The sequence below is a fragment of the Photobacterium obscurum genome (assembly GCF_026191635.1).
GTDB classification, from domain to species: domain Bacteria; phylum Pseudomonadota; class Gammaproteobacteria; order Enterobacterales; family Vibrionaceae; genus Photobacterium; species Photobacterium obscurum.
This window is the reverse complement of the sequence record NZ_JAKRRW010000001.1, coordinates 234,529-253,943: the sequence shown is the minus strand read 5'-3', so window position 1 is coordinate 253,943 and position 19,415 is coordinate 234,529. Positions and strand designations below refer to the sequence as shown.

The window sequence follows — 19,415 nt, the reverse complement described above, 5'->3', positions numbered from 1 at the left end:
TAACCTTTTGGCATAATTCCCGGTCGCTTTAAGAGGGCTTAAAGCGAGATACTAGGTGGTTCAGCTAATCCCGCAAATCGGGTGTCTGCCTGTTTGGTATATTTGATGATATTTCGACGCCTGTGAAGGCGACAAAGGTTTATCCAATGAGTGAAAAATTACAGAAGGTGCTAGCTCGTTCTGGCCAGGGTTCTCGTCGCGAGCTTGAATTAATGATTCAAAATGGCCGCGTGAGTATTGATGGTAAAGTAGCGAAGCTAGGCGATCGTCTAGAAGATGGTCATGATTCAATTGTTCGTATTGATGGGCATAAAATCAATCTAGTCGCACCTTCTGAAGAAGTGTGTCGTGTACTTGCCTACAACAAGCCGGAAGGTGAGTTATGTACGCGTCATGATCCTGAAGGTCGTCGCACCGTTTTCGACCGTCTTCCACGTCTGGAATCAGGTCGTTGGGTTTCCGTTGGCCGTCTGGATGCTAACACATCAGGTCTGCTGCTATTTACGACTGATGGTGAACTAGCTAACCGCCTGATGCACCCAAGCCACCGTGTTGAACGTGAATACATGGTACGTGTATTTGGCGAAGTCAACGAGCAGATGGTCAAAAACCTGGTTCGTGGTGTTGAGCTGGAAGATGGTATGGCGCGTTTTGAAGACGTGGTTTATGCCGGCGGTGAAGGTATGAACCATACGTTCTACGTTATGCTGACTGAGGGTCGTAACCGCGAAGTCCGTCGTCTATGGGACTCTCAGGGCGTAACGGTTAGCCGCCTTAAGCGTGTTCGTTACGGTGATATCTTCCTAACCAAAGATATGCCTCGTGGTGGATGGAACGAGCTTGAGCTTAAAGAAGTTAACTACCTGCGTGAAATGGTTGAACTGAAGCCGGAAGAGAACACTATGCTGACGGTTGAAGGCCAGAAGCGCAAGAAAGGTGTTCGCCAAATCCGCCGTGCAGTTCGTCGTCATGAAGAGCGTGTGAATGATGATTCACCTCGTGGCCGTCGTGGTCGCCAGGACAAGCGTCGTACTTCTTCTCGCAATAAAGATGCGGAAGCAGCGCCACAAGGCCGACGTAAGCCTTCAGGCAATGCGGCAAATCGCCGTAATCCACTGAAGAACAAGCCAGCCAAGCCGCGTACGCGCAAGTAAGCCGTTTGTAGAATTTAAAAAAGCAGCCAGTTGGCTGCTTTTTTTATGTCTGGATTCCTTGAACTAGGAGTCGATACCCCTCCCTGTCTCCCCTCTTTTCAAGGGGAGCGCGAGGGTGGGATTAAGCCGCTCCCGGTTTGCGCTTCGGTTGTGCATCGATGCACTGGCCGTGGACTTCCTTGCTCTCTGGGCCCATCAGGTACAGGTACAGCGGCATGATTTGCTCTGGTGTTTTCAGCAGGGAAGTGTCTTCTGCTGGGAAAGCCTTGGCACGCATACCAGTACGGGTGCCGCCCGGATTGATGGCATTGACGCGGACATTGGTGTTGCTCATCTCGTCAGCCAGTACCTGCATCATGCCTTCGGTAGCAAATTTCGAGATAGAGTAAGCACCCCAGAAGGCACGGCCTTCATGACCGACGGTTGATGATGTAAAGATAATACGGCCATCCTCTGCTTTCTTGACCAGTGGCATGATAGCCTGCGTCATCAGGAACTGGGCCTTCACATTCACTTGCATGACATCGTCAAAGGTGTCTTCACCAAGCTGGTCGAACGGGCTCAGTACACCCAACAGGCCGGCATTGTGCAGTACACCGTCAAGGCGGCCAAACTGGCTCTCGATAGTCTCGACCATGTCGTCATAATTTTGTTTGGTTGCACCAGCCAGATCCAGAGGAATAATAGCCGGCTGCGCATAGCCAAGCGCTTCAATTTCGTCGTAAACGGCTTCGAGCTTCGCCACCGTACGGCCAAGCAAAATAACAGTGGCACCATGAGCTGCATAGCTGATGGCTGCCTGACGGCCAATACCGTCACCAGCACCTGTCACCAGAATGACACGATCTTTCAGAGAATCCGCAGCGATTTGATATTCCACGTCTAACTTCCTTATTTGTTTTTTAGTTTTCGTATTGTATACCCAAACCATATCAAAATGCAGGATTCAGAGTGAATTCAGCAAGTTCAGTTCAAGGAAAATGACGGCAGGAATGGTGATGCCCTTTCAACGTTATTTGACAAAGAAATGGACTTGCTGAATCACTCCCAAAGGGCGAGTTATCCTCTATGATACGAGCATCTTGAAGTGGTTTGGGTATATTACGATAGCCGAACCAATGGCAACTTGGTTACAATGAAGAAAATACCAAAATGAGGACTCAACATTGGATTTTTTGTTTGATTATGGGCTGTTCCTAGCCAAAATCGCCACGGTGGTGATTGCGATTGTCAGTATTCTTGTTTTAGCAAAAGGGTTGAGTGGCCGTCATGGCTCGCAAAAAGGTGAGCTGGAAGTTACTGATTTAACTGAGCAATACAAGGAGACTGTGCACCAGTTAGAGTCACATTTATTCGATAAGCCATTGCTGAAGGCGCGCGAGAAGGCGGCTAAGAAAGCGGAGAAGGAAAAAGACAAAGTTCGTCAGAGCGAAATCAAGAAGGCGGCGAAAGCGGGCGATCTGTCCCATACCCGCGAACCTCGACTATTTGTCCTCGATTTTCATGGCAGTATCGATGCCCGTGAAGTATCGGCACTACGTGAAGAAGTGACGGCTATTTTGGCGGTTGCGATGGAAGGCGATGAAGTGCTTTTGCGCCTGGAAACGGGCGGCGGCATGGTACACGGTTACGGCCTGGCGTCCTCACAGCTAGATCGCCTGAAATCAGCGGGTATCAAGCTGACTATTTCTGTCGACAAGGTCGCCGCGAGCGGTGGCTACATGATGGCCTGTGTCGCGGATCATATTATCTCGGCACCGTTTGCGGTTGTTGGTTCCATTGGGGTTATAGCTCAACTGCCAAACTTCAATAAGTTATTGAAGAAAAATGATATTGAGTTTGAACAGATTACCGCTGGCGAGTTTAAGCGTACGCTAACCATGTTTGGCGAGAACACCGAGAAAGCGCGAGAGAAATTTCAGACCGAAATTGAAGAAACGCATGATTTGTTCAAAGACTTTATTACTGCGCACCGTCCTGAGCTTGATTTGGACAAAGTGGCAACCGGTGAGCACTGGTTTGGCAAGCAGGCGCATGAACTGGGTCTGGTTGACGCTATCGGAACCAGTGATGATTTCATTACTCAGGCTTGTAAAGAGCGTGAGGTACTGAACGTTCGCTACGTGCAGCGTAAGAAGTTGGCTGAGAAGCTAGCTGGTGCAACGGGTGAAGCGGCCGACAGTTTACTGCTTAAATGGATCAGCCGTGGCCAACGACCAATCGTATAGGGTTTAGTATGAATCAGAAGTGGGCACTGTTCTCTTTTCAGGGAAGGATGCGGCGTCGTGATTACTGGTTGTATAGTCTGCCGGTGATGTTGGTTTTTCTACCCGTAGTGATCTACACCAGTCCGGAAAATACCGGTGATAATGTTGTTCTGAATCTACTGTCACTGGTGATTTTTGGCTTTGTGTTCTGGGCATCAGCGGCGCTGAACATTAAGCGGCTGCATGATAGAAATAAGAGCGGATGGTGGATTATCGTGACATTTTTGCCGATTATCGGACCAATTTTCGTTATTATTGAGCTGGGTATCTTAGACGGTACCAAGGGGCCGAACCAGTTTGGAGAGGATCCCAAGGGGCGCGGTACGCCGCCTTCAAACGATGATAATAAAGATACCATGACGATTGATATTTGATGATTATCATCGGAAATAACACACAGCCCCGCATTTGCGGGGCTGTTTTATTTAGGGGCGGCACTTAGCCTTTCAGCGTGAACTCTGGCGATAGTTTGTGGGCGAGAAACTTGAACATATTGAAAACGGCGGTCGTCTTTTCTGTCGGCAAACCGTTGCTATCGAGGAAGTACTCACCTTTGAACACCAGAACACCTTCTTTTTCTTCGACAGAGGTTGCTCGCATACCTTCTAAATAGGCTTCATGATCCTGAATTAGCTGGTTGGCAATCATCAGTAATTCGGCGGAAGAAATAGATTTTTTATCGTTCATGCTGTTATCTCTTGAATCAGAAATTAATCACTTTCATGCCCGCATCCGGGCGATGAAGATAATTAGTGTATTGAAGTTAACACGATAAAACAAACCCTTGCTAAGTTTGCGGTTATGCCGAAGAAATGACTAAAGAATGTGTGGTTAAGTACCGAATTCGGGGAATTTATGTGAGCGACGGCAAAAATTTATCGGTTTTAATAGTCAAACACGAGTTGAGGTGGTAATGATTAGCGCCCTCAGCCACTTTATCACTATAAAGAGTGGTAAAAAGGGGACTTAGGCTACGGTTGATTCAGGTGAATGCAGGCATTAACCAGCTGTTAACAAGTGGGGAAGGGACGAGCAAACAGTTCGTTTTCGTCAAAAAGCAGTTGACCTTCTTGGATTGTAGCCCAATATGTAAATACCAATCACATTAAGTAACTACTTATCCTGAACGCTCCTTTATTCGTGTAGAGAAAGCGTCATGTGATTAGTTACTTAATCAGATTGGTCTAGTAACGTTGCCGTGCCACTTTGTGTTTTTCAACGTGCAACTATATGTTTTTATTTTAAAGTTTTGCGAGCACGAGGACGTAATAGAGTCATTATGGGTAAATCTCTCGTTATTGTGGAGTCCCCTGCCAAGGCTAAAACCATTAATAAGTACTTGGGTAAGGACTTCATTGTAAAGTCAAGCGTGGGTCACGTCCGTGATTTGCCTACGGGTGCACGTAGTACGGGTAAAAAGGCAGCTGCCACCTCTACCAAGGGGCTGAGTGCCGAAGAGAAAGCCCGTATTAAAAAAGAGAAAGAGCGTAAGGCGCTGATCGGCAAAATGGGTGTGAACCCGTATAACGATTGGGAAGCGCAGTACGAAGTGCTTCCGGGCAAAGAAAAAGTAGTTAACGAACTACAGAAACTGGCTGCTGACGCAGACTATGTTTATCTGGCAACCGATTTGGACCGCGAGGGAGAAGCTATTGCGTGGCACCTTCGTGAGATCATCGGTGGCGATGATGAACGTTACAAGCGAGTGGTTTTTAACGAGATCACCAAAAATGCAATTCAGCAGGCATTTGAACAGCCGGGTGAATTGAACATCGATGGTGTGAATGCCCAGCAGGCTCGACGCTTTCTCGACCGCGTTGTGGGTTTCATGGTGTCGCCGCTTCTTTGGAAGAAGGTTGCGCGTGGCCTATCTGCAGGGCGTGTTCAGTCGGTTGCGGTAAAACTGATTGTTGAGCGTGAGCGCGAAATCAAAGCGTTTACCCCAGAAGAGTTCTGGGACATTCACGCCAATACCCAGACAGCGGGCAAAGATGCCTTGCGTCTGATGGTTGCCCAGCAGGCCGGTAAAGCCTTCCGTCCGGTTAACGAAACCGAGACAATGGCAGCCAAGGCGCTATTGGAAAAAGCGGCCTACAAGGTTATCGACCGTGAAGATCGCCCGACCAGCAGCAAGCCTTCGGCACCTTACATCACTTCGACGCTGCAGCAGGCTGCAAGTACACGTCTGGGCTACGGTGTTAAGCGTACGATGGGCTTGGCACAGCGTTTGTATGAAGCTGGTTATATTACCTATATGCGTACCGACTCGACCAACCTGTCGAAGGAAGCGGTAGAGTCTGCCCGTGAATTTATCGGCAGCGAGTACGGCGAGAACTACTTGCCGGCCAAGCCAAATGTTTACGGCAGCAAGGGCAATGCTCAGGAAGCGCACGAAGCGATCCGTCCGTCGAGCGTGGATGTGCAAGCGGAAAACCTCGAAGGTATGGAACAGGATGCGATCAAGCTATACGACTTGATCTGGCGTCAGTTTGTAGCCTGTCAGATGGTGCCGGCGAAATATGATTCAAGTACGATCACGGTTCAGGCAGGCGACTTCACGCTGAAGGCCAAAGGTCGTACGATGCGTTTTGCAGGTTGGACACATGTACAGCGTCCTTCTGGCAAGACTGAAGATACAACATTGCCTATGGTTCACGTAGGCGACAGTTTAACGCTTGAAGAGCTTGAGCCTAAGCAGCACTTCACCAAGCCGCCTGCGCGCTTTACAGAAGCTGCATTGGTTAAAGAGCTAGAGAAGAAAGGCATTGGCCGTCCGTCAACTTACGCATCCATCATTTCTACGATCCAGGATCGCGGTTATGTGCGTGTTGACCAGCGTCGATTCTATGCAGAAAAAATGGGTGAGATTGTTTCAGACCGTCTGGACGATAGCTTCTCCGATCTGATGGATTACGATTTCACCGCACGCATGGAAGGCAACCTGGATAAGATTGCGGAAGGCGAAGCAAACTGGAAAGGTGTGCTGGACAACTTCTTCAGCGACTTCACCGCCAAGCTTGAAAAAGCAGAGCTTGACGAGGAAGAAGGCGGCATGAAGCCGAACAATATCGTATTAACCGATATTAAGTGTCCGACCTGTGAACGCCCGATGGGTATTCGTACCGCATCCACAGGTGTTTTCCTTGGCTGTTCTGGTTATGCACTGCCACCAAAAGAGCGTTGTAAGACAACGATCAACCTGGGTGACGAAGAGGGTATTGTTAACGTTCTTGAAGAAGACGTTGAAACCGCTGCCCTTCGTGCCAAGAAGCGCTGTCCTAAGTGTGATACTGCGATGGATGCCTACCTGATTGATCAGGAGCGTAAGCTACATGTTTGTGGTAATAACCCAAGTTGTGATGGTTACATCGTAGAGAAAGGCGAGTTCAAGCTGAAAGGCTATGACGGCCCTGTGATCGAGTGTGACAAGTGTGGCTCTGATATGGAGCTGAAAAACGGTCGCTTTGGTAAGTATATGGGCTGTACTAACGATGAATGTAAGAACACCCGCAAGATCTTGAAGAACGGTGAAATTGCGCCACCGAAGGAAGATCCTGTGCACTTGCCGGAACTTCCGTGTACCCAAGATCCAGATGCTTACTTTGTTCTGCGTGACGGTGCATCAGGCCTGTTTATGGCGGCGAGTACTTTCCCTAAATCACGTGAAACGCGTGCACCATTAGTGGAAGAATTGGCTCGCTTCAAGGATCGCCTGTCACCGAAGTTCACTTATCTGGCTGACGCACCAACCGAAGATCCGGATGGTCGTCCGACTGTAGTTCGTTTTAGCCGTAAGACAAAAGAAAACTACATTCGCTCTGAAATCGATGGTAAGCCATCGGGCTGGACCGGTCTTTATATTGACGGTAAATGGGAAATTACCGACAAGCGTAAGAAGCCGAAGAAAGAGAAAGCCGAGAAATAATAAAAAAACCGCCGAAAGGCGGTTTTTTTATGGAATATTCATTGGTTCCTTCCCCCTTGAAAAGGGTGAGGAGCATTAGGCTTCAGTCATCGCTGGAATACCGCTATGGAAGCGGAAGCTGTCATCAGGGCTGCTAATAAGCTCTGCTTCTCGGGTACCTATTACTTTTATCCGCTCGGAAATATCTTCCCCCGCAATTTGCTCTGCCAGATTTAGGTAGTCCTGATAATGGCGCGCTTCAGAACGAAGCAGCGAGATATAGAACTTCTTCAGTTCCTCATCCAGGTATGGTGCCAACTTGGCAAAGCGCTCGCAGGAGCGAGCTTCGATATAGGCGCCGACAATCAACTTATCGATCAGCGTTGCAGGCTCATGGGTACGTACCGCCTTCATTAGCCCCTTGGCATAGCGTCCGGCTCGCAGGTTACTGTAGGGAATATCGCGCTGTTCCATGATCTCCAGTACCTGCTCAAAGTGATGGAACTCCTCTTTGATTAACCGGATCATTTTGTCGATAAGCTCCTGCCCGTGTTCGAAGTCTGCTTTGGGAACAAGAGGGGCAGACAGGCCGTTTTTCTTGCCGTGGAAAGCCTCGGTACTGCGTGCTTTACCATAGACAAAATCTTCATAGGGCTTTGCCCATGCCAGTAGTTGTTTTCCGCTGTTGGCATCCACCGCGTATTTGCGAATTAGCCATATTGCCGTCTGGCTTGCCTTGAGTTCACAGTTACAGTGATCGACAAGTAAAGCGGTGAGGTTTTCAGGTCGTCTGGCTTCTTTTATCCAGCTCTCGGGGGTATCGCACTGGAGGAAATCTTTGATTGGCGAGAGTAGCTCGTCAATCATGCGTTGAGTGTTGGTCATGGGCTGATTACTGTTGAGTCTTGAATTTGTTATTGGTTGAAGGGCAACCGTATTTAGTCGGCAAGTATACCAAATTGTCGACGTTGCGCGGAGCGTTATGCAACTTGTAAATGGCCGCGAGCCAAGTGGCTTTTAAATTTTCTTTTAACAAAATGGTAGCCTTGTGAGTGGTCGTATTCATTACAGCTCTAAACAATTGCTTGTGTTTGTTGTTTGTTTGCCCTTGCTATTCAAGGTGATTGTTTTGCAAAGATTCTAATGATTGCTTAGTATACAAACCATATGCGTGTTGCGTAAATGTTATGCTGCGCATATCTTTAGATGACTGATGGAACAGAAATCGAAATAAGGACATGACTATGCGAAAACTTCTCGCAACAACAATTTTGCTTGCGACTACCTCATTTAATGCCTCTGCGAATGAATGCGGTGATGTGACGATTGCGGATATGAACTGGAACTCCGCCACGCTGATTGCCAGTATTGATAAGTTTATTCTTCAGCACGGTTTTGGCTGTGATGCTGAGCTTGTTCCTGGCGATACCATGCCAACGGGTACCTCTATGATAGAGAAGGGCGAGCCGGATATTGCGCCGGAAATGTGGAGTAATTCGATGAAGGCTGCGTTGGAACGCGGTGTCGATGAAGGACGCTTACGTTTTGCAGGTACAACTCTGTCTGATGGTGGTGAAGAAGGCTTCTGGGTACCGGCTTACCTGGTCGAAAAAGATCCGACTCTGGCAACGATTGCTGGTATCAAAGCTAATCACAAATTATTTAAGCATCCCGAAGACCCTGATAAATCCGCTTTTATGGGATGTCCAGCAGGTTGGAACTGTCAGATCACTGCCGGTAACCTGTTTCACGCTATGGCATTGGATAAGTCCGGCTTTGAGTTGATTGACCCGGGTTCGGGTGCCGGCCTGGCAGGATCTATTGCCAAAGCCTACGAGCGTGAGGAGCCTTGGTTTGGTTATTACTGGGCGCCAACAGCAGTATTGGGCAAATATAAAATGGTGAAGGTTGATTTTGGTAGCGGTGTTGATGTCGAGCATTATCGGGTCTGTATTACTAAAGAAGAGTGTCTGGATCCTAAACCGACAATGTACCCACCTTCACCGGTAGATACTGTTGTGACGGAGACGTTTGCGAAACGTGCCCCTGAGGCACTGGCTTACCTTTCTGCCCGTTCGTTTAGTAACAGCCAGATGAATACTCTGCTGGCTTGGATGGAAGACTATCAGGCTGACGGTGATATCGCGATGGAGCACTTTCTAACTGAGTATGAGTCGACATGGACGCAGTGGGTCAGCCCTGAAGTTGCAAATAAAGTGAAGCAGGCCTTGAAGGAACTGTAATCGCTCTTATGCCCAGCATTTGTCTGGGCTTTTTGTATTTTGCGGATAAGGTTTATGTCTGATCAATCTTGGTTAACGGAATTTCCTCAACTGGATCGTCATCAGTTACTGGAGATTCGAAAAACGCTGGATGGTGCCTATCGTGCATTTTCCCGTGAATATGGTGACAGTATCGAGGCTTTTTTTGATCCTTTGCTGTCATTTCTTATTGGCTTTGAAAAATTACTGTTAGTTACACCGTGGTGGATAGTGATCGGTGTATTGGCGGCACTTGCCTATGTTGCCAGTCGTTCCTGGAAATTGACGCTCGGTGTGGTTGTTGCCTTTGTGCTGATCGGTGTGTTTGGCATGTGGGACAATACCATGCGGACGATGAGTATTATTCTGGTCTCGACTCTGGTAGCAATAGGCTTGGGGATCCCGATCGGTATTGCCATGGCTCGCTCAGATAGAGTGCAGTCGGTGGTTACCCCTTTGCTTGATGTAATGCAAACGATGCCGGCTTTCGTCTATTTGATCCCCGTTGTGATGTTGCTCGGTATCGGTAAGATCCCGGGAGTCATTGCGGTGGTCATTTATGCCATTCCTCCAGTAATTCGCCTAACCAACCTCGGGATCCGACTGGTTGACAAGGAGGTGCTGGAGGCCGCAACCGCATATGGTGCCAGCCCAACGCAGCGTCTGCTTGGGGTACAACTTCCGCTGGCACTGCCTAACATCATGGCTGGGATTAATCAGACAATCATGATGGCACTGGCAATGGTGGTAATTGCTTCTATGATCGGTGTAAAAGGGTTGGGGCAGCCGGTACTGAAATCAATTACTAACCAATACTTTACGTTAGGTTTGCTCAATGGCCTGGCGATAGTGGCGCTGGCTATTATTTTCGATCGGGTAACCCAGAGTTATGCCAAGCGTACCCAGCAGCATCTAGGAGGTAGCGATCATGGCTAGTGAAGAGATAAAGACACCGCTAATCCGGGTCAAAAACCTCTATAAAGTCTTTGGGCCGAATGCCAGCCAAGTGCTGCAACAGGTTAAAGACGGTCAGTCCAAAGACGATATTCTTGCTGAAACTGGGCATACCGTAGGTCTCAATAATATCAATATGGATATTTATCCGGGCGAAATTTTTGTGGTAATGGGGCTTTCTGGCTCGGGAAAATCGACCTTGATACGTCACTTTAATCGTTTGATTGACCCGACCGAAGGTGTAATAGAGGTAGAGGGAAGTGATGTGATGTCGTTTGATAAAAAGGCATTGCAGCAATTTCGCCGAAATAAGATGTCGATGGTTTTCCAGCGATTTGGTTTGATGCCCCATCGTACGGTGCTTGAGAATATTGGCTATGGCCTGCTGATCCAGGGCGTGGCGAAGCAAGAACGTGAAAAGCAGGCTAGGTACTGGCTCGAGATGGTTGGGCTTGATGGTTATGATAAGCACTTTCCTGCCCATCTCTCCGGTGGCCAGCAGCAACGTGTTGGCCTCGCCAGAGCTCTCTGTACCGATGCCGATATTTTGTTGATGGATGAGGCCTTTTCTGCCCTTGACCCGCTGATCCGCAGCGAAATGCAGGATCAGCTTATCGAACTGCAGGAAAAACTGCATAAGACAATTGTTTTCATCACACACGATTTAGACGAGGCGCTCCGGCTCGGGGATAGAATTGCCATCCTGCGTGACGGATTATTGGTGCAACAGGGGCGGCCGGTCGATATCTTGCTGCATCCGGCAGATGACTATGTCGAAGCCTTTGTGAAAGATGTTAATCGTGCTCGCGCACTGACCGTTGAAACAGTGATGAAACCTCAGGTCGTGCGTATATCGTCTGAGACGATTGGTGGGGCCGTTGCCGAGATGAGAAAAGCCAAAGATGATTATGGCTACTACATCAATGATGAGGGATACCAAGGAGTGATCACTCAGGAAACATTAGAAAGCGTCGAAGAAAAGGATTACAGCAATGCCATCGATCCTTCGTTGCTTGAGGATGTGCCTGCTGTCCATACAGATGCGCTTCTGGAAGCTGTTATTCCTGAAACCCTTGATAGCGAGCACCCGCTACCGGTAATCAATGCTAATGGTGACGTTGAGGGTAGACTGTCTCGTTCGACACTGGCTGAAGTCTTGAGTGAACAGGCTCATTCGGATGAGGGAGATAACAGCGGAAAAAAGTCCAAGATGAATAAGTCATTAGCGGCCTAGTTCCCTAGGGGCTCAATTATGTTGCGCCCATCAAATAAGTGATTTTTCCTAAGCTAGTTAATGAAAAAAGGCCGCTATGGCGGCCTTTTTTAGCATTGAGTTGTCGGTTACCACTTCCGCTTCGGCTGGAATAACACATCCAGTTCATCTTGCTCTTTATCAATCATCTGCTGTCGTTCTTGCTCATGATTGAGGTTTTGACTGCTGTCGATTTCTCCGAGTAGCATCTGCAGCTTTTCACGTGCCTGATTGGCGTAGTTATCATTTTTACTGGCAAGGGCATCGATGCCTTTTTTCAGTAGCTGTTTGGCAGTGCCCAACTGGCGCTTCATTCGGGCATCATTGGCGCGTTTAATCACGTTTTCAATATTGATGCGAAGCTGGATACCTTCAAGGCGAGCATTTTCGGCAACAAAAGCCTGAGTGGCAAATCGACCCTTGCTATGCTCATTCTTGATCACTGTTTTTAGACGTTTGACGAGTTGCAGCATACCAATCGCTTGCTTGTCAGTACTTGGAACCTTAAACGGGGCAATATCGTTATTGGAATAGTTCTCTTGCAACTGTCGAATCTGCGCCGCGACGTTTTTGATACGCGGTGGCAAACTTTTATCTGAAGGATCGGTTTCACTCATGTTTTCCAAAGCATGCAAAATGCGTTGGTTCAGGCACACCAGAAGCTCTTTACTGTATGGCAGATGATGAGCATTACCGATAAGCTCTTCAGTTGCATCGATGATGGCAATGAATTTGGCCAGTTCTTGGTGTTTGGCGCTTTCTAAACGTTGGCGATACTGAATGATGACGTTGTAACCAACAATCAGTATTAACAACAAAGCAATGAGGCCAATCATTAAAGGTATACTCATAAGAGATGTCTGACTTCCGTGCATTTTGAACGAGCCTTATAAGATACACTATCTGGCAATTCCGGCATAGCACGAGAGTGAATTTTGCTACCCCTGTCGGCTATTCTTATAATCCGTATGGCGTTTACTTATCCAAAAGGAAGGCATTGGCATGATCTTATGCTTTGGGTAATCTCAGCTGGCCATTTTTTCGGACAAAAAACGCGGTAACATGCGGTAAAATCGTAAAGAAATGCTATGAAAATAGCGTGATTCAATATATAACATGATGAAATACATGGTTGCACTGATATGATGTAACGGACTATAAAGTTAGGCGGTACCATGAAATTACAACAGTTAAGATATATCGTTGAGGTTGTAAATCATAACCTTAATGTTTCTTCTACAGCAGAGAGCCTATATACCTCTCAACCCGGTATTAGCAAACAGGTACGTTTGCTCGAAGACGAACTGGGCATTCAGATTTTTGAGCGTAGCGGCAAGCACCTGACAAAAGTGACGCCTGCCGGGCAGGATATTGTCCGAATTTCACGCGATATCCTGTCGCGTGTCGAAAGCATTAAGTCTGTGGCCGGTGAGCACACTCACCCGGAAATGGGCACATTGAATATTGCGACGACCCATACTCAGGCCCGCTATGCGCTTCCCCCTGTGATCCAGGGTTTTACGGCTCGCTATCCAAAAGTCTCACTGCATATGCATCAGGGAACGCCATCTCAGATTGCTGATGCCGTGGCTAAGGGAACAACGGACTTTGCTATTGCGACGGAAGCCCTGCACCTGTATCAGGACATGATCATGCTGCCGTGTTACCACTGGAATCGTTCTATTGTGGTAAAAGCGGATCACCCACTGGCCAAGAAGTCGGAGATTACCATTCATGATCTGGCGGCTTATTCGCTGGTGACTTATGTCTTCGGTTTTACCGGGCGTTCAGAGCTGGACAGTGCCTTTAACCGTTCTGGCCTGACCCCGAGAATTGTTTTCACTGCTACTGATGCCGATGTGATCAAAACTTATGTTCGTCTCGGTATTGGCGTTGGGGTGATAGCCAGCATGGCTATGGATCCGGCAACGGATAGTGATCTGGTGGCGATTGATGCCAGCCATATTTTTGAAGCCAGTACAACCAAGATTGGTTTCAAGAAGGGGACTTTCCTGCGGACGTATATGTACGACTTTATGGAACGTTTCGCTCCTCATCTGACTCGAAATGTGGTCGATCAGGCAGTAGCCCTGAAGACAAACTCCGAAATAGAGGCGATGTTTGCCAATATGGATTTGCCGGTCAGATAGTGCATTTCTAAATCGCTTATTAAGGGCTGCATCGTTGCAGCCCTTTTCTTTTCAGTGGCAATGAATAATTTAGTATACAATAGCGCGCGATCGTCCCGTTTCGCCTGAAGAGTAGTTTCATGTCCGTTTTTTCCCCCTTGTTCCGCCGTCTTGATGAGTTATTAACGAACAACGGTGAGTTTTGGCAGTTCATGCCTTTTGCTGCCAATCAATTGGTCTGGCAATCAAATCATCCCGAGCTTTGTCATTGGCTGCAGTCACTCACTGACGAAGCTATCGCTGAGTTTATCGATGATGGAGAGGCTCTGGCTGAAGCGCTAGCGGTATGGATCCCGGATGCCCCCGAGTTGTATCAGCTTGCCCAACTTGGCTCATTGCCTCTGCAAGAAAAGGAGTTGCCGAGAGGCTTGGACGTTGGAATACCGGGCCGAAAATGGCAGCAGATCACCGCTTTTAACGGGGCACTCCCGAGCTTGCAACTGCCCTGGCTTGAATGGTGTGCAGGAAAAGGGCATCTCGGACGGGTGCTGGCTGCGAGTCACCAGACGTCGGTAACCAGCTTGGAGTGGCAACAAACGCTTTGCGAAGACGGCGAGGCGGCGGCTCGCCAGCTAAAACTGCCGATCACTTTTGTTCATGGCGATGCGTTTGATCCGGCCAGTGAACAGCATATCTGTTCGCACCAGCACGCTGTTGCGCTTCATGCTTGTGGTGACTTGCATGTTTCGTTGCTGCAGCGGGTGGCTGCCAAGCAGGGGCAGGCGGTGAGTATTTCACCGTGTTGCTATCACCTGATAAGAGCTAAGGCGTACCAACCGCTATCACAGCTTGCCCGGCAAAGTGACATGGTACTGAGCAAGCATGATCTTCGTTTACCACTACAGGAAACTGTCACTGCCGGCCAGCGCGTTCGTCGTCAGCGTTTTGTTGAAGTGAGTTTTCGCCTCGGGTTTGACAGCCTGCAGAGGCATCTGCATGGCAGTGACGAGTATATGCCGGTACCCAATGTGCAGAAAGCATTGCTGAACGATGGCTTTGCTGCATTTTGTCGTTGGGCGGCTGAAAAGAAAAACATGATCTTGCCTGATGACGGTATCGACTACGGATACTGGCAGCATCAGGGTGAGCTACGGTTTGCTCTGGTAGAACGTATGGAGCTTGTACGCCAGTTGTTCCGTCGTCCGCTTGAAATGTGGCTGGTGTATGACCGGGCATGTTTTATGGAAGAGGCCGGGTATCAGGTATCGGTCGGCACTTTCTGCGACAAACCTGTCACACCGCGTAATATTCTGATCCACGCCGAGTATGGGAGCGAAAGTCGTGTACCAGTTATTACTGATTGATGTTCAGTGATTTCATCTGCCGATAAAAGGTGTATCGGGATATACCGAGTTCTTTTGCAGCCTGAGTAATATTACCTTTATTTTTACTCAAGGCTGTGGTTATAGCCTTAAACTTGGTTTGCTCGATACACTGTTGGAGCTCGGGGTTATGGCTGTTTTTGTTTCGATAGTGAGAGTCGAGACTTAACAGTAAGTCGCTAGGCTGAATGAGGCCCGATTCATTCAGAAGAACGGCTCGCTGTATTACATTTGACAGTTCACGGATATTTCCTGGCCAGTTGTAGTCTTCTATTTCCCTGATTGCCTTTGCAGATAACTTTGGCGGGTGATGTTTACCAAGTGAATACTGACGAAGAAAACCGTCAGCAAGCGAAAGAATATCTTCCTTCCGCTCAGCCAGTGATGGAATCTGTAAGGTGATGACATTTAGGCGATAATATAAATCTGCTCGGAACTGCTTCTCTTTTATTTTCTGCTCTAAATCTATATTGGTTGCGCATATTATTCGTACATTGATAGGACGTGAATTCTGTCCTCCAATGCGTGTGATCTCATTGGTCTCCAGTACGTGCAAAAAATTGCCCTGTAGCTCTAGAGGCAGGTCGCCAATTTCATCAAGTAACAAGGTGCCACCGTTGGCTCGCTCGAATATACCCTGATGGGTTTTGTTTGCTCCGGTGAAGGAGCCTTTTTCGTGACCAAATAATTCATCTTTAGCAAGAGTCGGGGATATTCCTGCACAGTTGAATGAAATAAAAGGCCCATTTTTCCTTGGGGAGTGATGATGGATAAAGGTCGAAATATACTGTTTACCCACGCCGGATGCCCCCAATAACATGATGCTGGCATCGGCAACGGCCACTTTTTTTGCATGTTTGTATATTTTTTGCATTAAGGGGTTTTGGGAATGATGCTGGTTGTATGATGCTCTGAGCACGGTATTTTTTAATTCGATTATATCAGCGATACGGTGCATTTCATGATGCACCCAAAATGGTTCTGTGTTGATTTTTTGAAAGCTATAAACAAAGTCAATGAAATAGAGGTTATCGCAATCGGATAAAAAATCACTTGGAACCAGAGCAAACCAAGTGACATTCTCGCCCAAAGCGAGTAATTCAGTGATCACCCTCTTTGAGGCTTTTTTTTGAGAGATAATCGCCAGCCCCAGTTTTGGCTGGTGGTGTTTTGATGCTACGGAGCTGAACGACCATCCAACAGATTCCAGAAACTCAATGGTGTTTCTAAAGTCGTTATTCAGTTTGGATTGGGTGTACAGCAGACAAGTGCATTTTTTTTTGGACATTACAACTTACCCTAATTAACCAAAGCCCTGTCAACGCTCTGAGGAGTATAGGTTTCGCTATAATGTTTTAGTTCTAAGAGCCGAGAAAACCAGACAAATAGCTATTTGTCTGGTTTAAATGGTCGTTATATAACATTACTCGAAGTATGGCTTCGGACAGTCTTTCGGATCTCCAGGGATGATTTGTACATAATCATTATTGTTTAAGCCATCGAGAAGTTTGGTGTAGTACTCTATCTTAGCGCTATCGTTTCCATACCAGGCTGCAATTGCCCCATCTCTGATTTGAGCAACAGTGTAGTAGCCCCCAGAAGTGTTAATTTGGGCGTAGTCACTGAGGCCGTATGCGTTGGGACGATGACGTGTATTGAAGATAAATGCCAACAGTTGCTGGGCAAGCTGCTCTTTGTGGTAGTTGGCATCGGCATTGCTGTTGGCGTCGGTCAGGAAGTGAGAGATTTCTGATTGCCAGGTACCGGCTTTCCAAACTTCGTAGCCATCGGCACTAAATGCTGCGGCAACATATGTACCATTATAGAACTTACCATCAAACGGCTCGTCACCGGCTTCGAAGTACTTTGACGGATACTGATATGGCTTGAGTGAATTTACATAGTATTTATCTTCGTAGGTCAGCTCTGCTAAGCCATTTTTATTATGCCAGTAACCCTTGGTATCAAAATCAGCGACTATCTTGCAGTTGTTTTTGAAGTAGAGAGTTTGATCATAGCTGTACGGCATGTCGTAAGGTGTGTAGTCATTTTCTTTATAGCCTTTAACATCGACAACTTCACCACGAATAATTGGCTTTTTATAGCTATCGTAGGTGAGCTTAGATTCAACATTAAACGTATAACTGGCATAGCCATTAATATCCCAGCCATAGGCAGGGTGTTCAACTACACGGTATTTTTCAAGGTAACCATATTTGCTGTCTACAACATTGGGTACTAATACACTAAATGTGGCGCAACCATAATCATCGGCGTATTTGGTAACTGTCCGATTATAGATTGGAGAAAAGTTAGGATCCTGACTCAAGCGTTTAAATGTGTCGTAGTTTTCATATTCATTGATGTTACTTGGAATAGGAACATTTTTAGGAATATGAAGTGAGAATTTCCAACCTTTTATTGGAGATGCATATTTTGTTTCTTTGCCGTTGGCAAAAATTTTACAGACTTTGAGCTTTGCAACACCGAAATTACCAAAGGCCAAGGATAGTACTGGATCTTCATATTCACCATACTTGACGGTTTTGGCAGAACCATAATCACCGGGTACAAAACCGTAATCTGTCACTTCCCCACCAGATAAAACGTTATATTCGTATGTGTACTTATTGGGGGTACATGCAAAGGGCTTGTCAAATTCTTTAACAACATATCCATTTATATGATAGGGAGTATAAGTTCTTAAATCAGCAAAGCTTGGGAAATGAGTAAATGGGGTATTTAATGGGTAAACTCCATATTTATATGCATCCCACATATACTCGTCGACGAGCCATTTTAGATATTCTTGGCCAAGGACACTGAAGGAAGTCGGTTTTTTTTCATACTCTGCCGTCGTGAAGATTTTTCTCATGTATGGGCTCATAGGCGGTGTTACACCGTAGTCCCAGTTTTTGACATACTCTTCATAATTATCAAGCGTACAGTTGAGGTTTTTATCATGGAACTTTCTCAGTGCGACATCAAAAGACTGTGCGGGTTTTTCCAGGTTGACTTTGAAGTTATCGGTTTTTGACCAGCGGGGAACAAAACCAAAGAATCCTCTACATTGCTCTTCTTCCCCTGTTAAGTATCCAATGTCATCATATTCATATAATTTACAAGCTTCATGAACTTTGCTCTTAGGTGATACCCAAGCCTTATATACACCGCCGTTATTGGGGGTGTTGGCAAATGGAAATAGTTGAATGGTATCTCCGTCAGGTAATTCGTCTGGATATTTTCCAGTGAACTCTGAACCTAACTGATGCTGGCAATCATGGACGGTTTCGACCCACTGGCCTTTGACTTTGGTTCTGGTGGTGTAGGTGCTATGTTGAAGTTCGACACCACCTTTACCGTCAAAATAAAAGAGCCGGCACTTTAGGGGTTCTGCCATAAACGTTGATGTTTTCTGACCGCTTTTTTTGCTGCTCTCGTAACAGGTTCCGCCATTAGCGTCGGCGTACTCTTTTTTACTTGATAGCAAGCACTTACCTGAAGGATCGGTGACCTGGAAATAATAGTAGCCAGCGGGAAGCGCTGCGGCATAGGGAGACGCACTCGGCCCGGGGCCACCATCCAGGAAGACATACTTTTTACCTTCATACCTGACATTTTCATTGACGATCGAGCCATCCGGCGTTGTCGTGAAGATTGCGCCCGAGAGATGGGTCTCTTCCGTTGCCGAGACCATGGTAGCCAAAGATAAACAAATGCAAGTAATTAATGGCTTAACATGTGATGGAATAAGGATGGGTTGGTCTTCATTAACAGAACTTATATTGACTCTTTTCATTGTTAACGTCCTTTATTGTAAAACCCAATGATAAGGTTAAGGCTGATTAAGCAATGAAAATGCCAAGGTGATAGATTGGGGGTATTTAAAAGTAAGGCGTTAATAATATTTGGCAAATGCTAATCGACTGAGTTTTTATAAACTTTATTGATAGGTGTTAGACGTGCGAATAATTGACACACTGTGCGTATTTGTGACACTTGTAGGCTTAAGACAGTTTGATAATTACTTGTAGGTAATAACTGCTGGTATTAATTTGTGAACGATACAATGAGTTGTATTAATTTACGTTTAATAAATTAGTGTAATAAAT

General features: G+C 46.9%; 15 protein-coding genes. 9 read left to right on the top strand and 6 right to left on the bottom strand.

The features are described 5' to 3' along the window. Positions 1–146 precede the first annotated feature (146 nt). Positions 147–1,154: a 23S rRNA pseudouridine(2605) synthase RluB gene (gene rluB, locus MD588_RS01090; protein ID WP_265694914.1), complete on the top strand. Its 1,008-nt coding sequence runs from the start codon at positions 147–149 to the stop codon at positions 1,152–1,154. A 121-nt stretch (positions 1,155–1,275) separates the two neighbouring features. Here rluB and MD588_RS01085 read toward each other — a convergent pair whose 3' ends face one another. Next, on the bottom strand, positions 1,276–2,034 hold the full coding sequence (locus tag MD588_RS01085; protein ID WP_265694913.1) for a YciK family oxidoreductase: 759 nt from the start codon (positions 2,032–2,034) through the stop codon (positions 1,276–1,278). A gap of 286 nt (positions 2,035–2,320) precedes the next feature. On the opposite strand from MD588_RS01085, the gene sohB reads away from it, so the two are divergent. Together sohB and MD588_RS01075 are read left to right on the top strand one after the other, a co-directional pair. Beyond that, a complete protein-coding gene (gene sohB, locus MD588_RS01080) occupies positions 2,321–3,382 on the top strand; it encodes a protease SohB (protein WP_265694912.1) in 1,062 nt (353 codons plus the stop codon). Positions 3,383–3,390: 8 nt separating this feature from the next. Further along, complete coding sequence (locus tag MD588_RS01075) at positions 3,391–3,795, top strand: DUF805 domain-containing protein (protein ID WP_265694911.1); 405 nt, start codon at positions 3,391–3,393, stop codon at positions 3,793–3,795. A gap of 64 nt (positions 3,796–3,859) precedes the next feature. On the opposite strand, the gene MD588_RS01070 is transcribed toward MD588_RS01075, so the two are convergent. Further along, the gene (locus MD588_RS01070; protein ID WP_265694910.1) at positions 3,860–4,108 is read right to left on the bottom strand and encodes a YciN family protein; all 249 of its coding nucleotides are present in this window, start codon (positions 4,106–4,108) and stop codon (positions 3,860–3,862) included. Positions 4,109–4,700: 592 nt separating this feature from the next. Here MD588_RS01070 and topA point away from each other — a divergent pair. Continuing rightward, the gene (gene topA, locus MD588_RS01065) at positions 4,701–7,346 is read left to right on the top strand and encodes a type I DNA topoisomerase (RefSeq protein ID WP_265694909.1); all 2,646 of its coding nucleotides are present in this window, start codon (positions 4,701–4,703) and stop codon (positions 7,344–7,346) included. A 75-nt stretch (positions 7,347–7,421) separates the two neighbouring features. On the opposite strand, the gene miaE is transcribed toward topA, so the two are convergent. Then, the gene (gene miaE / locus MD588_RS01060) at positions 7,422–8,210 is read right to left on the bottom strand and encodes a tRNA isopentenyl-2-thiomethyl-A-37 hydroxylase MiaE (protein WP_265694908.1); all 789 of its coding nucleotides are present in this window, start codon (positions 8,208–8,210) and stop codon (positions 7,422–7,424) included. Positions 8,211–8,569: 359 nt separating this feature from the next. On the opposite strand from miaE, the gene MD588_RS01055 reads away from it, so the two are divergent. From MD588_RS01055 to MD588_RS01045, 3 genes are read left to right on the top strand one after another with little or no spacing between them, the layout of a single operon-like run. After that, positions 8,570–9,568: an ABC transporter substrate-binding protein gene (locus tag MD588_RS01055; RefSeq protein ID WP_265694907.1), complete on the top strand. Its 999-nt coding sequence runs from the start codon at positions 8,570–8,572 to the stop codon at positions 9,566–9,568. Positions 9,569–9,622: 54 nt separating this feature from the next. Beyond that, positions 9,623–10,522 carry an ABC transporter permease gene (locus MD588_RS01050; RefSeq protein ID WP_265694906.1) on the top strand — a complete coding sequence of 300 codons (900 nt, stop codon included), beginning with the start codon at positions 9,623–9,625 and terminating at the stop codon, positions 10,520–10,522. After that, positions 10,515–11,774, top strand: coding sequence for a quaternary amine ABC transporter ATP-binding protein (locus tag MD588_RS01045; RefSeq protein ID WP_265694905.1), 1,260 nt, complete (start codon positions 10,515–10,517; stop codon positions 11,772–11,774). The genes MD588_RS01050 and MD588_RS01045 overlap by 8 nt, the downstream gene beginning before the upstream one ends. Positions 11,775–11,881: 107 nt before the next feature. Here the strand turns inward: MD588_RS01045 and MD588_RS01040 are convergent, their stop codons facing one another. Further along, positions 11,882–12,643 (bottom strand): DNA repair protein, encoded by a 762-nt coding sequence (locus MD588_RS01040; RefSeq protein WP_265694904.1) that lies wholly within the window; start codon positions 12,641–12,643, stop codon positions 11,882–11,884. 324 nt (positions 12,644–12,967) lie between these two features. On the opposite strand from MD588_RS01040, the gene cysB reads away from it, so the two are divergent. Together cysB and MD588_RS01030 are read left to right on the top strand one after the other, a co-directional pair. Next, a complete protein-coding gene (cysB, locus tag MD588_RS01035; RefSeq protein WP_265694903.1) occupies positions 12,968–13,942 on the top strand; it encodes an HTH-type transcriptional regulator CysB in 975 nt (324 codons plus the stop codon). Positions 13,943–14,061: 119 nt separating this feature from the next. Then, complete coding sequence (locus MD588_RS01030; protein ID WP_265694902.1) at positions 14,062–15,285, top strand: methyltransferase; 1,224 nt, start codon at positions 14,062–14,064, stop codon at positions 15,283–15,285. On the opposite strand, the gene MD588_RS01025 is transcribed toward MD588_RS01030, so the two are convergent. Both MD588_RS01025 and MD588_RS01020 read right to left on the bottom strand, forming a co-directional pair. Continuing rightward, the gene (locus MD588_RS01025; protein ID WP_265694901.1) at positions 15,275–16,591 is read right to left on the bottom strand and encodes a sigma-54 interaction domain-containing protein; all 1,317 of its coding nucleotides are present in this window, start codon (positions 16,589–16,591) and stop codon (positions 15,275–15,277) included. The two genes, MD588_RS01030 and MD588_RS01025, sit on opposite strands and share 11 nt — an antisense overlap. Positions 16,592–16,726: 135 nt before the next feature. After that, positions 16,727–19,102 carry a hypothetical protein gene (locus tag MD588_RS01020; protein ID WP_265694900.1) on the bottom strand — a complete coding sequence of 792 codons (2,376 nt, stop codon included), beginning with the start codon at positions 19,100–19,102 and terminating at the stop codon, positions 16,727–16,729. Positions 19,103–19,415: the final 313 nt, after the last annotated feature.